Source organism: Serratia sp. NA_112.1 (assembly GCF_052691715.1).
On the sequence record NZ_JBQZFO010000016.1, the window covers coordinates 13212 to 27195 of the forward strand.

At 55.1% G+C, this 13984-nt stretch carries 13 protein-coding genes; 10 read left to right on the forward strand and 3 right to left on the reverse strand.

Going from position 1 to position 13984, the window contains the following annotated elements; all coding sequences use genetic code 11:
- Positions 1-19 precede the first annotated feature (19 nt).
- A complete protein-coding gene (gene nudE, locus ACUTQ5_RS20795) occupies positions 20-574 on the reverse strand; it encodes an ADP compounds hydrolase NudE (RefSeq protein WP_012147288.1) in 555 nt (184 codons plus the stop codon).
- Between the two features lie 464 nt (positions 575-1038).
- On the opposite strand from nudE, the gene ACUTQ5_RS20800 reads away from it, so the two are divergent.
- The 7 genes from ACUTQ5_RS20800 (at position 1039) to ACUTQ5_RS20830 (ending at position 7935) form a co-directional block, all read left to right on the forward strand.
- Positions 1039-3171, forward strand: a complete 2133-nt coding sequence (locus ACUTQ5_RS20800; RefSeq protein ID WP_445652786.1) for an intracellular growth attenuator family protein — start codon at positions 1039-1041, stop codon at positions 3169-3171.
- A 96-nt stretch (positions 3172-3267) separates the two neighbouring features.
- Entirely contained in the window at positions 3268-3945 is a 678-nt protein-coding gene (gene yrfG / locus ACUTQ5_RS20805; protein ID WP_261097114.1) for a GMP/IMP nucleotidase, read from the forward strand.
- Positions 3945-4352 (forward strand): ribosome-associated heat shock protein Hsp15, encoded by a 408-nt coding sequence (gene hslR / locus ACUTQ5_RS20810; protein ID WP_261093344.1) that lies wholly within the window; start codon positions 3945-3947, stop codon positions 4350-4352. Before yrfG ends, hslR begins: the two co-directional genes overlap by 1 nt.
- 25 nt (positions 4353-4377) lie before the next feature.
- The gene (gene hslO, locus ACUTQ5_RS20815) at positions 4378-5256 is read left to right on the forward strand and encodes an Hsp33 family molecular chaperone HslO (RefSeq protein ID WP_174355134.1); all 879 of its coding nucleotides are present in this window, start codon (positions 4378-4380) and stop codon (positions 5254-5256) included.
- A 196-nt stretch (positions 5257-5452) separates the two neighbouring features.
- Positions 5453-7072 carry a phosphoenolpyruvate carboxykinase (ATP) gene (gene pckA / locus ACUTQ5_RS20820; RefSeq protein ID WP_445652787.1) on the forward strand — a complete coding sequence of 540 codons (1620 nt, stop codon included), beginning with the start codon at positions 5453-5455 and terminating at the stop codon, positions 7070-7072.
- 123 nt (positions 7073-7195) lie between these two features.
- Entirely contained in the window at positions 7196-7459 is a 264-nt protein-coding gene (locus tag ACUTQ5_RS20825) for a FitA-like ribbon-helix-helix domain-containing protein (protein WP_445652788.1), read from the forward strand.
- A complete protein-coding gene (locus ACUTQ5_RS20830) occupies positions 7456-7935 on the forward strand; it encodes a type II toxin-antitoxin system VapC family toxin (protein ID WP_445652789.1) in 480 nt (159 codons plus the stop codon). The genes ACUTQ5_RS20825 and ACUTQ5_RS20830 overlap by 4 nt, the downstream gene beginning before the upstream one ends.
- A 16-nt stretch (positions 7936-7951) precedes the next feature.
- On the opposite strand, the gene envZ is transcribed toward ACUTQ5_RS20830, so the two are convergent.
- Positions 7952-9331, reverse strand: coding sequence for a two-component system sensor histidine kinase EnvZ (gene envZ, locus ACUTQ5_RS20835; RefSeq protein WP_012147296.1), 1380 nt, complete (start codon positions 9329-9331; stop codon positions 7952-7954).
- Positions 9328-10047 carry an osmolarity response regulator transcription factor OmpR gene (gene ompR, locus ACUTQ5_RS20840; RefSeq protein WP_004709363.1) on the reverse strand — a complete coding sequence of 240 codons (720 nt, stop codon included), beginning with the start codon at positions 10045-10047 and terminating at the stop codon, positions 9328-9330. Before ompR ends, envZ begins: the two co-directional genes overlap by 4 nt.
- A gap of 438 nt (positions 10048-10485) precedes the next feature.
- On the opposite strand from ompR, the gene ACUTQ5_RS20845 reads away from it, so the two are divergent.
- From ACUTQ5_RS20845 to ACUTQ5_RS20855, 3 genes are all read left to right on the forward strand, one after another.
- Entirely contained in the window at positions 10486-10587 is a 102-nt protein-coding gene (locus ACUTQ5_RS20845) for a fumarylacetoacetate hydrolase family protein (RefSeq protein ID WP_445652808.1), read from the forward strand.
- A 211-nt stretch (positions 10588-10798) separates the two neighbouring features.
- Positions 10799-11272 carry a transcription elongation factor GreB gene (greB, locus tag ACUTQ5_RS20850; protein WP_445652790.1) on the forward strand — a complete coding sequence of 158 codons (474 nt, stop codon included), beginning with the start codon at positions 10799-10801 and terminating at the stop codon, positions 11270-11272.
- Positions 11273-11429: 157 nt separating this feature from the next.
- Positions 11430-13763, forward strand: a complete 2334-nt coding sequence (locus ACUTQ5_RS20855) for a Tex family protein (RefSeq protein WP_445652791.1) — start codon at positions 11430-11432, stop codon at positions 13761-13763.
- Positions 13764-13984: the final 221 nt, after the last annotated feature.

A 13984-nucleotide genomic window follows, 5' to 3' on the forward strand; every position in this document is an offset into this window, starting at 1 on the left:
TTTCATTGAACCGTAGCGCTTAGCGGGAACCGCGTAAAAACGCCTCGGTGAGGAACAACGCACTAACGTTGCGCGCCTCGCGAAAATCAGGCTCTGCCAGCAACGCCATCATGTCGGCTATTGGCCAACGTACCTGCGGCAATGGCTCCGGCTCATCCCCTTCCAGACTCTGCGGGTAGAGATCGTGCGCTAGTACAATATTCATTTTGCTGGAAAAGTACGACGGGGCCATCGTCAACTTGCTGAGAAAATCAAAGCGTCTGGCGCCAAAACCCACCTCTTCCATCAGTTCGCGATTGGCCGCTTCCAGCACGCCTTCACCCGGATCAATCAAACCTTTGGGAAAGCCAAGCTCATAAGATTCGGTGCCCACGGCATATTCACGGATCAACAACAAATCGTCGCCAATCACCGGCACAATCATCACGGCCTCGCGATCTGAGGGCCGCATCCGCTCATACACCCGCCGTACACCGTTACTGAACTCCAAATCGACCGACTCAACGTTAAATAAACGCGAACGCGCGACCGTTTCCACTTTCAGAATTTTAGGTTTTTGCAGGTGTTTATCCATGATTGCCTCAAATGAGTTATCCGCTAGCAGGCCACAGCATCGGGCGTGATAACGCGGGTAACCAGAATAATGATTGGTGTGACGCGCGGTCCGCATGCGTTCAAACGCTGACCAAATCCGATCTTGATCACATTGTGCGTTAATGAGAACCTTTGCCGCAACGAGCACAAGCAGTAATTTACTTTTTTTTAACAAGCGTAGCCAGTACCCGCCGCTTTTCTGTTCTCATCCAGCAAAAAGAGCGCATTAAAATAAGATAATGCCGATATCGACAGTGCAACCTGGTTGCTATCATCACGCAGGTAAGACAGGGCAATAAGACGGGTTTTTTATCAATAAGTGAGATCCCGACGGAGAATCTGCTCTCTCGTTACGGATCAGGGTGTCTCTTGGTGATTTGGCTGCGTATAATAGTCTAGGATTCATCAGGTTGATGAGGTTCACGGGTACAGGATGGGGATAGCATGAGCACAATAGTGTTGATATTGGCCTTAGTGCTTGCCTGCCTGATCGCCGCTGGCCTGTATCTTTGGTTCAAAGCCCGCAATCAGCCGCTGCTGACGCGTACTCTGCCCTTTATCAAACCCACACACCGCAAGCTGACCGGCGAAGAACGCGCCGCCGTTGAGCACTATCTCGGCCAACAAAACAAGCTGAGCAACAAACTGTTGCCCGGCAGCAACTCATTGCCCTCTGCCAAACTGGCTCTGACTCCACAAAGCGACAACGTCTACCCGGTCACCCACGCCATTACCCGCTACGGGCTGGCCAGCGATGAACCCAATAAATGGCGCTATTATCTGGACGCCGAAGAGGTGCATCTGCCGCCGTTCTGGGAGCAGTACATCAGCGCCGATAACCATGTGGAAGTGATTAGAACCCAGACCCTGCCGCTGGTGATCTCACTAAACGGGCATTCGCTGAAAGACCATATTCACGATCGGCCTCTGCCGCCGGTGGTGAAAGCGACCCCGAGCCAAAACGCCTCAATCCGCAAGGAAGAAAGCGAGCATGTCGAACTGCTGAACATCCGCAAGGAAACCCCGGAAGAGCACGCACTCACTCGCCCGAACGGTATCAAGGAAGCCGCTATTATCTCGGCGGCCCTGCTGCTGCTGTTCTTCAGCCTGATAAGCCCGGTCGTAGTGATCCCGTGGATGATTGCCGTCGCCGTGTTGATGATCGCCTGGGGCTGCTGGAACCTGTTCCGCCGCCCTGCCACCCGCGAGCTAAAAGAAGTGCACTGCCTGCGGGGTACCCCCAAGCGCTGGGGGCTGTTTGGCGAATCCAATCAGGGGCAAATCAGCAATATTTCACTCGGTATCATTGACCTGATTTATCCGCCGCACTGGCAGCCGTACATCGCCCAGGATCTGGGTAAAACCACCGACATGGATATCTATCTTAACCGTCAGGTGCTGCGCCAGGGTCGCTACCTTTCACTGCATGACGAGGTGAAGAACTTCCCGCTACAACAATGGGGCAGGAACGCGGTACTCATGGCCAGTTCACTTTTGGTGCTGGTGCTGTTGCTGACCTATATCCCGCTAAGCCTGCCGCTCAAGCTGAGCATGGCCTGGCTGCAGGGCGCACAAAAAATTGAAGTGACCAACGTACAGGCGCTGGAAGGCGCGACGTTACGCATCGGAGATACCCTGAAGGCTCAGGGCACAGGCATGTGCTACGTACCACCGTTAACCAGTGGCACGCGCTCCGCCAGCTTTATGCCCTTCGACTGTTCCGGAATTTACTGGAACAACGCGGCGCCGCTGCCGCAGCCAGAATCGGAAGTGATCGACATGGCCTCTGCCCTGCTGGCGACGGTCAACGCCCAGTTGCACCCTAACGGCACAGACCAAAAGCTCAATCCACAGTTGGCCAGCGCAATCGAAAAATCCGGCATGATCCTGCTGGATGATTTTTCCGATATCGTTCTGAAAACGCAGGACCTGTGCCAAGCGGATAATGACTGCGTCCGGCTGAAGAACGCACTGGTCAATCTGGGCAATGTCAAAAACTGGGGCACCCTGGTGAAACGTGCCAAATCAGGCTCGCTGCAAGGGGTGAACGTATTGCTGCGCCCGGTGAGTGCCGAATCGCTGGAAAGCCTGACCAAAGTGGCCGCATCCTCCTTCGTCTACAGCGAAACCAGGCAGGCCGCCGCAGCGCTCAACAGCCCACCACCGGGAGGGTTCCTGATCACCAGTGATGAAGGCAAACAGCTGGTGAACCACCCGCAACCGACGATGCCGCTAAACGAATACAACGCGCTTGACCAGTGGAACGAACTGCAACGGCTTGCCGGTATGCTGTTGCATACGCCGTTCGAGGCGCAGGGCGTGATCACCAATATCAGCGTCGATGCCAACGGTACCCGTCATATTGCACTGCACAGCGAGCCGGATATCATCACCCTGTGGCGCTATCTCGGCACCAGCCTGCTGCTGCTGAGCGTCGCCGTCGTTCTGGGCTACAACAGCTGGAAACTGGTGCAGCGCCGTCGCATCAATCAGCACCGCATCGCCGATATCCAGCGCTACTACGAAAATTGCTTTAACCCGCAGTTCGTCCCGATGTCATTGCGGCCGATGCCCTGAGTCACTAGCCGGCCTGCGTCCTGCCATCAGCTTATGTTAGGCTAACGCTATTACCCTTATCCTGCGGACCGCCGACGGTTCGCCTATGGAGTTTTCATGGTTCCCGAGTTTGACTGGAGTGAGATCGATACCGTGCTGCTGGATATGGACGGTACCCTGCTCGATCTGGAGTTCGACAGCCACTTTTGGCTCAGCCTGGTGCCACAGGCCCTGAGCGAGCAGCGGGCTATTCCCTTCGATGAAGCGCGTAAAATTATTCATCAGGAATATCTGGCCGTGCAGCACACCATGAATTGGTACTGCTTCGATTACTGGAGCGAACGGCTGGATATGGATATTTACCGCATGACCAGCGAGGTAGGCAACCGTGCTCGTCTGCGTGAAGATACCGAGCCGTTTTTACAGGCATTACGTGCGGCAGGCCACCAGACTATTTTGTTGACCAACGCCCATCCGCACAGCCTGGCGGTAAAAATTGAGCATACCGGTTTGGACAGGCACCTTGATTTATTACTTTCCACCCACACATTTGGTTATCCGAAAGAAGATCAGCGTTTGTGGCAGGCAGTGCAGCAACACACCGGTTTTGATCCGCAGCGTACGCTGTTTGTCGACGACGGTGAACCGATTCTGGATGCCGCCCGTACCTTCGGTATTCGCTACTGCCTGGGCGTGCAAAACCCGGATTCCAGCATGGCGGAGAAAACCTTCCAGCATCACCCATCGATGCGCGATTACCGCCTGTTGATACCGGCGCTGGCCAGGGGGAATTGATGAAAGGAAAAGCAGCAGGCGACGAAGCCGTCCGGCTGGACAAGTGGCTCTGGGCTGCACGTTTCTATAAGACCCGCGCACTGGCACGGGAGATGATCGACGGCGGCAAGGTGCACTACAACGGACAGCGCGGCAAGCCGAGCAAGATTGTCGAGCTTAACGCCGAGATCAAACTGCGTCAGGGAAACGAAGAACGCACGGTGATCGTATTGGCAGTGACCAGCCAACGGCGCGGCGCCGAAGAGGCGCAGCAAATGTATCAGGAAACCGAGGCCAGCATCGTCAACCGAGAGAAAGTGGCGCTCGCGCGCAAAATGAATGCGCTGACCATGCCGCATCCGGACCGCCGTCCGGACAAGAAAGAGCGGCGCGACCTGATTAAATTTAAATTTGGTGAGCAGGAATAACCCCTCACCGCAATGAGAGAAAACTATGTCTAACCATGACCAATTGCACCGTTACCTGTTTGAAAACTACGCGGTGCGCGGTGAGCTGGTTACCGTCAGCGAAACCTATCAGCAGGTTCTGAACAACCACGACTATCCGGCACCAGTCAAGAAACTGCTGGGTGAATTGCTGGTTGCCACCAGCCTGCTGACCGCAACGTTGAAGTTCGACGGCGACATCACCGTGCAGTTACAAGGCGACGGCCCGCTGAAGCTGGCGGTGATTAACGGTAACAACCGCCAGGAAATGCGTGGTGTAGCACGCGTACAAAGCGAAATTGCTGATGACAGCACGCTCCACCAGATGATCGGTAATGGCGTCATGGTGATCACCATCGCCCCCACCGAGGGCGAACGCTATCAGGGCGTAGTGGCACTGGAAGGGGAAACGCTGGCCGAGTGCCTCGAGGCTTACTTCCGTCAGTCAGAGCAGTTACCGACCCGCCTGTTCATCCGTACCGGTGAGTCTGAAGGCCAACCGGCCGCGGGCGGCATGCTGCTGCAGGTGCTGCCGGCGCAGGACGGTAATGCCGATGACTTCGATCATCTGGTGCAACTGACCAACACGGTGAAAAGCGAAGAGCTGTTCGGCCTGCCGGCCAACGAAGTGCTGTATCGCCTGTACCATCAGGAAGAAGTCACCCTGTATGAACCGCAGGACGTTGTCTTCCGTTGCACCTGTTCACGCCAGCGTTGCGCCGATGCGCTGATCACGCTGCCGGCGGAAGAAGTGGCTCAAATGCTGGAGCAAGATGGCAATATTGATATGCACTGCGATTATTGCGGCAATCACTATGTGTTTGATGCCGTGGACGTTGCCGCTTTGTACACCGGTAACACCGACGAAAGCGAGCAGTTGCACTAAGTAGCACCCCATATCGACAGGCGCCCCCTGCGCCTGTCGGTTTTCTTCGTTTGCACGTTTGCTTTTTTCCGTGTGCTATCTCTCATAACGTAACGAAAAACCGACTAAAACGTTAAATATTTGATACCTATCGCGGTTACTCGCTGCTGAACCCCTACAATTGGCGCCAGAAATTCTGTGACCAAGGAGTAGTGACATGCGTGTTAAAGGTATAACCCCTCAGGATCTGGCCGCTTATGGGATTCATAACGTCGGCGAAATCGTTCACAACCCGAGTTATGACTTGCTGTTCAAGGAAGAAACAGACCCATCTCTGGAAGGTTTTGAGCGTGGGGTAGTAACCAAGCTAGGTGCTGTATCCGTCGACACCGGTATTTTTACCGGCCGTTCCCCGAAAGATAAGTACATTGTCCGTGACGACATCACCCGCGACACCGTGTGGTGGGCCGATCAGGGTAAAGGTAAAAACGACAACAAACCCCTTAGCCCGGAAGCCTGGACAGACCTGAAACAACTGGTCACCACGCAACTCTCCGGCAAACGCCTGTTTGTGATGGATACCTTCTGCGGCGCCAACGCCGACTCCCGTCTGAAAGTTCGCTTTATTACCGAGGTAGCCTGGCAGGCGCACTTCGTTAAAAACATGTTCATCCGCCCGACCGATGAAGAGCTGCAGGATTTCGAGCCAGACTTCGTGGTGATGAACGGTGCCAAATGCACTAACCCGAACTGGCAGCAACAGGGCCTGAATTCGGAAAACTTTGTCGCCTTCAATCTGACCGAGCGCATGCAACTGATTGGCGGCACCTGGTACGGTGGCGAAATGAAAAAGGGTATGTTCTCCATCATGAACTACCTGTTGCCGCTGAAAGGCATCGCCTCAATGCACTGCTCGGCCAACGTAGGCGAGAAAGGCGACGTGGCGGTCTTCTTCGGCCTGTCCGGTACCGGCAAAACCACCCTGTCCACCGATCCGAAACGCCAGCTGATTGGCGATGACGAGCACGGCTGGGATGACGATGGCGTATTTAACTTCGAAGGCGGTTGCTACGCCAAAACCATCAAGCTATCTGAAGAAGCGGAGCCGGATATCTATCACGCCATCAAACGCGATGCGCTGCTAGAAAACGTCGTCGTTCTGGCTGATGGCACCATAGATTTCAATGATGGTTCGAAAACCGAGAACACCCGCGTTTCCTACCCGATCTATCACATCCAGAATATCGTGAAGCCGGTTTCCAAAGCGGGTCACGCCACCAAGGTGATCTTCCTGACCGCAGACGCCTTCGGCGTACTGCCGCCGGTATCTCGCCTGACCGCTAACCAGACCCAGTACCACTTCCTGTCTGGCTTTACCGCCAAACTGGCCGGTACCGAGCGCGGCGTGACCGAACCTACCCCAACCTTCTCCGCCTGCTTCGGCGCAGCCTTCCTGTCGCTGCACCCAACGCAGTACGCTGAAGTGCTGGTGAAACGCATGCAGGCTGCCGGCGCGCAGGCTTATCTGGTGAACACTGGCTGGAACGGCACCGGCAAACGTATCTCGATCAAGGATACCCGCGGCATTATCGACGCGATCCTCAGTGGTGAAATCGATAAGGCAGAAACCATTACTCTGCCTATCTTCGACTTGGCGATGCCAACCTCACTGCCGGGCGTTAACCCGGATATCCTGGATCCACGCGCCACTTACGCCAGCCTTGAACAATGGCAAGAGAAGGCACAGGACCTGGCCGAGCGTTTTGTCACCAACTTTGACAAATACACGGATACTCCGGCAGGTGCCGCGCTGGTCAGCGCCGGACCAAAACTGTAATACCTTCTTTTCAGCTTCAGCTAAGGCGTGGATCCCACGCCTTTTTTTATTCTTATCGGTTGTTATTTAACCAACGCAAAGGGATAATAAGCACTGCAATCATTGATAGCAAAGGAGGTTTCAATGGCTAGCATAACCGTCAGAAATCTGGACGACGAAGTAAAAGAGTTGCTGCGCGTTTCGGCAGCGAAAAATGGCCATTCCATGGAGGAGGAAGCTCGTATGATTTTGAAACAGGCGTTGGTGAAAAAACCGTCGCGCTATGGTTTAGGCACTCGCATACATCAACACTTTGCCGAGTTGGGCGGAGTTGAACTGGAAATCCCACCGCGTGATAAAACACCCGTGCGCATTGTCACCTTTGATGACGATGATGACCAGGTATGATCATTCTCGATACCAATGTAGTTTCAGAGTTACTGCGCCCGGCACCTCATTACCATGTTTTAAGGTGGCTGGATCAACAAGATACGTATCAATTCTATCTGAGCGCTGTCGTGGTAGCTGAGCTATATACTGGCATAACCTGCATGCCCTATGGCAAAAATCAGTTTGAGTTACAGTCGAATCTCGGCGTAATGCTGCAGGAAGAGTTTCTGGACAGGGTTTTACCCTTTGACACTGGCTGCGCTCTGAAACACGCGGAGTTAATGGGTGCCAACCGCCGCCAAGGCATCGGCGTCAGTTTCCCAGACACCCAGATCGCCGCTACCTGCCTGCATTACGGTGCCGCCCTGGCCACGCGTAATACCAAAGACTTTATCCATTGCGGAATTGAATTAATCGACCCCTGGCAAGCCAGCACCGGTCGGCGTCTGCATGAAGAAGCGGCGGAATATTACGTGATGAGCAGAAAACCCTGACAGGGCAGCTTCACTGTCAGGGGAGTTTGGCGCTGTCTTTCACTGCCTGATGGCCGTTGGCCGACTCTTTCTTTTCCATCGGTAACGGAATATAAGCCCTGATCAACAACCCGCCGCGTTCGCTGGTGCCGATATCCAGAGCGCCGTGATGGCCATCGATAATACGTTGTACAATAGCCAGGCCAAGTCCGGTCCCACTGGTGCTACGTGCGCTGTCACCACGGACGAACGGCTGCAGCAGATGTTTCAACTCTTCCGGTTTAATGCCCGGGCCATCGTCCTCCACCTGGAACCAGCCGCGCTGCAGTTCACGACCACTACTGACCTTGATCCAGCCGTTGCCGTAACGCGCCGCATTGACCACCATATTCGCCGCCGCACGCTTGATCGACAGAGGATGCACATTCATCATCAGCTCACCTGGCGCCATGGCGGTTTCGATAACCCGCTCATAGCCGCTCTCGGCCGCGACCACTTCACCCAGAATGCCATTCAGATCGCTTAACTCGGTCTGCATCTCCTGGCCGGTGCGCAGATAATCAATAAACTGCTCAATGATGGCGTTGCACTCTTCAATATCTTTATTGATCGACTCCGCCAGGTAGCCGTCTTCGGCACTCATCATCTCGGTTGCCAGACGGATGCGCGTCAGCGGTGTACGCAGGTCATGGCTGACCCCAGCCATCAGCAGTGTGCGGTCATCCGCCAGTTGTTTAACGCCCGACGCCATCTGATTAAAGGCCCGAGTTACCGAACGCACCTCAGATGCGCCGTACTCACGCAACGGCGGCGGAATAATACCTTTGCCCACCTGCAGAGCGGCATGCTCCAGCTCCACCAGCGGACGGTTTTGAATACGAATAAACAGCCAGGCACCGCCTATCGCCAGCAGCATAATTGCCAGGGTATAACGGAACAGCGGCGAGAAATCGCCCTGGTGAATTTCGGTCAGCGGAACGCGCACCCAGATATCCGGCTGCAGCCAGGTTTTCAGCCACACCACCGGTGAATTTTTGTTCACCTCTACCCGGACGTCGGTTGGCCCGCCGAGCTGCTGAGCCATTTGCTGACTGAGGAATTGATAATGCTGCGCCCAGCGCAGACCGCTCTCCTCCGCCGCCGAATTGGTGTAGAGAGAAATCCCCAGTTCGCGATAGATTTCACGACGGAACGCCGGAGGCACCTCCAGCAAAGTCCCATCCTCCAGCTGCAGCTTATCGGTCATCAGCATACGAACTTCGTAGGCCAATACCTTGTTGAACTGCTGCAAACTGGGCAGGATGGCGAAGTTCAGCACCACCAGATAGGTCGTCACCAGGCTGACGAACAGCAAGGTGACGATCAATAGCAGGGTTCGGGCAAACGAGCTACGCGGTGAAAAGCGTAATCGTCTCATGCCTTGCTGCCGTCCGGAACGAAGACGTAGCCAAGACCCCAAACGGTCTGGATATAACGTGGATGCGCAGGATCTTCCTCAACCATACGGCGCAGACGAGAAATCTGCACGTCGATGGAGCGTTCCATGGCGCTGTATTCACGGCCGCGGGCCAGGTTCATCAACTTGTCACGCGACAGCGGTTCACGCGGATGGCTCACTAACGCCTTCAGTACCGCGAACTCGCCGCTGGTCAATGGCATAGGCTCGTCTTCACGGAACATTTCGCGGGTACCCAGGTTCAGTTTGAATTTGCCAAAGGCAATCACCGCTTCTTCTTGCGAAGGGGCGCCCGGCAGTTCATTGGCCTGACGGCGCAATACCGCACGGATACGGGCCAGCAGTTCACGCGGGTTGAAGGGTTTTGGGATGTAATCGTCAGCACCGATTTCCAGGCCAACGATACGGTCGACTTCTTCACCTTTGGCGGTCACCATAATGATCGGCATAGGGTTACTTTGGCTGCGCAGACGGCGGCAGATAGAAAGCCCGTCCTCGCCCGGCAACATCAGGTCCAGCACCATCAGGTGGAAGGATTCACGTGTCAGCAAGCGATCCATTTGCTCAGCGTTGGCAACGCTGCGAACCTGAAAACCCTGTTCGGTTAAATAACGCTCTAAAAGCGCGCGCAAGCGCATGTCATCATCGACGACCAGAATCTTATGATTCTCTTGCATTGTATTACTCCCAAAGGCTGTATTGCCTGACGTGAATATTGTTAAAAAACCATGCCAATTCGGACAGCAATTATTGGTATATATTCTAGACTAAATTGTTACAAAGCTTATTCTTTTACCGAATTATCAATATCTTTCATACAGCAGACTAATTAATCCACACATTATTGTCTCGTTTCGCCGTAAAAAGCCCACTCAGCCCTCCCGCAAGAATGACATCATCATCGTGAACTGCAGGGGACTGGCCCTCAAATTAATAACGTATTTATAACCTGATTAGCCCTGGTGCCGGCGAGTCTACCCTCACTCTAAGCCGCCAGTAACAATGCACCTAATGTTCTCCCGGACATTCATCGGTACTTTTGTCGTCATCGCATTGGAATAACCCACGTATTTCCCCCCGATAAAATCGACGACCCGAACGCGCTGGATATCAGCATTCGGGTCAACGGTCAGCTCCGGCAGCACTCCAACACCCGTCACCTGATTTATAACGTACAGCGCCTGATCGCCTATGCCTCGGCGATGTTTACCCTGTAGCCGGGGGACATAATTTATACCGTTACACCGCAGGGGTCTCCGCGATACAGGCAGGCGATCGCATCGACGTCAGTATCGAGCGCATCGGTGAGATGTCGGTCACGATCGTCGACAGCGTCCCCTGACTGGTTCTATTTTCGATGCCTCTGGCCCCGTATCTGTCGTACACTTCGCGCTATAGGTTCCACTATTGCCACGGTAACAAGGTTGCATGAGAACTCCGCTTATCACCCGTGAAGGGTACGAAAAACTGAAAAAAGAGCTGGACTACCTCTGGCGTGAAGATCGGCCAGAGGTCACCAAAAAAGTGACCTGGGCGGCCAGCCTGGGTGACAGAAGCGAAAATGCCGACTATCAGTACAACAAAAAACGGTTGCGGGAAATCGATCGCCGGGTGCGTTACCTGACCAAGTGCCTCGAACAGTTGAAGGTCGTCGACCACTCGCCGCAGCAGGAAGGTAAAGTCTTCTTTGGTGCCTGGGTAGTGGTGGAAAACGAAGATGGCGAGATCAAACGCTTTCGCATCGTCGGCTATGACGAGATTTTTGGCCGCCGGGACTACATCTCCATCGATTCACCGATGGCCCGCGCGCTGCTGAAAAAAGAAGTGGGAGATGCCGCCACCGTCAACACCCCGGCAGGCGAGGCGCTGTGGTATGTGAATGAGATCGAGTACGTTAAATAAGATTTCAGTTTTTTCCGAGCGGCCGCCCACCGCCGCGGTACAGGCCGCTTTACGCGTCATTGCTGCCGAGAGGCGGCCCGCTTCACTGGCATTTTCCACGAGCAATCCGTATAACTGTTCCCCTGTTTACTAACCATTCTCAACAGATACCAGACCTATGAATGACCCACTGAGCCGCATTATTGCAACAGAACTTCAGGCCCGGCCGGAGCAAGTTGACTCCGCCATCCGTCTGCTGGATGAAGGTAATACCGTGCCCTTTATTGCACGCTATCGTAAGGAAGTCACCGGGGGTTTGGACGATACCCAACTGCGCCAGCTGGAAACCCGCCTGGGTTATCTGCGTGAACTGGAAGACCGCCGTCAGACCATCCTAAAATCGATCGACGAGCAGGGCAAACTGACCGAACAGCTGGCGGAGGCGATCACCGCCACGCAAAGCAAAACCGAACTCGAAGACCTCTACCTGCCGTACAAACCCAAGCGCCGCACCCGTGGGCAGATCGCGATTGAAGCCGGTCTGGAGCCTTTGGCGGACACCCTGTGGCAGGATCCTCAGCAGCAACCTGAACAGTTGGCCGAAGGCTACGTTGACGCCGACAAAGGCGTGGCGGACGTTAAAGCCGCCCTCGACGGTGCGCGTTACATCCTGATGGAGCGCTTCGCCGAAGACGCTGCCTTGCTGGCCAAGGTACGTGACTACCTGTGGAAAAACGCCCATCTGGTATCCAAAGTGGTGGAAGGCAAAGAAGAAGAAGGTGCCAAATTCCGTGACTATTTCGATCACCATGAGCCTATTGCTCAGGTACCTTCACACCGTGCTCTGGCGATGTTCCGTGGCCGCAACGAAGGCGTGCTGCAACTGGCGCTCAACGCCGACCCACAGTTTGAAGAAGCCCCGCGCGAAAGCCAGGCGGAACAGATCATCATCAGCCATCTCAACCTGCGTCTGAATAACGCCCCAGCAGATACCTGGCGCAAAGCGGTGGTCAACTGGACCTGGCGTATCAAGGTGCTGCTGCATCTGGAAACCGAACTGATGAGTACCCTGCGCGAACGTGCAGAAGACGAAGCGATCAACGTCTTCGCCCGTAACATGCACGATCTGCTGATGGCCGCACCGGCCGGCATGCGTGCAACCATGGGGCTGGATCCGGGCTTGCGTACCGGGGTGAAAGTGGCGGTGGTGGATGCCACCGGCAAGCTGGTCGCCACCGACACCGTCTATCCGCACACCGGTCAGGCCGCCAAAGCCGCGGCCATCGTCGCGGCACTGTGCATCAAACATAAGGTGGAACTGGTTGCCATCGGCAACGGTACCGCGTCGCGTGAAACCGAGCGTTTTTACCTTGATTTGCAACAGCAGTTCAGCGAAGTCAAAGCACAGAAAGTGATCGTCAGCGAAGCCGGTGCCTCGGTATATTCCGCCTCCGAACTGGCGGCGCTGGAGTTCCCGAATCTCGACGTCTCGCTGCGTGGTGCCGTCTCCATCGCCCGCCGCCTGCAGGACCCGCTGGCCGAGCTGGTAAAAATCGATCCAAAATCCATCGGTGTTGGCCAGTACCAGCACGATGTCAGCCAAAGCCAACTGGCGAAAAAGCTCGATTCGGTGGTTGAAGACTGCGTAAACGCCGTTGGGGTCGATCTGAACACCGCCTCGGTGCCGCTGCTGACCCGCGTAGCCGGCCTGACGCGCATGATGGCGCAGAACATCGTCACCTGGCGTGATGAGAACGGCCGTTTCAGCAACCGTGAGCAGCTGTTGAAAGTCAGTCGCCTGGGGCCAAAAGCCTTTGAGCAGTGTGCTGGCTTCCTGCGTATCAACCACGGTGACAATCCGCTGGACGCTTCGACCGTTCACCCGGAAACCTACCCGGTAGTCGAACGTATTCTGGCCGCCACCCGCCAGGCATTGCAGGATCTGATGGGTAACCCATCAGCCGTACGCAGCCTGAAGGCCGGCGATTTTACCGACGACAAGTTCGGCGTACCGACGGTGACCGACATCCTGAAAGAGCTGGAGAAACCAGGCCGCGATCCGCGTCCGGAATTCAAAACAGCTACCTTTGCCGAAGGCGTCGAAACCCTGAGCGACCTGCAGCCGGGGATGATCCTGGAAGGTTCAGTGACCAACGTCACCAACTTCGGGGCCTTTGTCGATATCGGCGTGCATCAGGACGGTCTGGTGCATATCTCCTCGCTGGCGGACAAGTTTGTCGAAGATCCGCACACCGTAGTGAAAGCCGGCGACATCGTCAAAGTGAAGGTGATGGAAGTTGACCTGCAGCGCAAACGCATCGCGCTGAGCATGCGTCTGGACGAGCAACCGGGGGAAGGTTCACCACGCCGCGGCGGTAACGCCGCCCCGGCAAGAGACAACGCAAACCGGGCACCGGCCAATAAGGCCAAACCACGCGGCAACAACAACACCTCGGCGGGTAACAGCGCCATGGGCGATGCGCTGGCAGCGGCATTCGGCAAAAAATCTTAATCAGGCCCTGGCCAGGCCAATGGGATGCAGGGCGGAGTAAACTCCGCCCTTTCTTGCCGAACTATCCCCGCGATTATTTGACCCGCCTCAATAAACCTGCATATTTCTCCAATCTTGCCAACAGCCATAATGGCCCGATGTTTCAGGCCTGAAAATAGCCATCGATTAACACCGTTATTAACATCATGTTCTCATTTTGGTATTTCTCAGAGAAACACAAA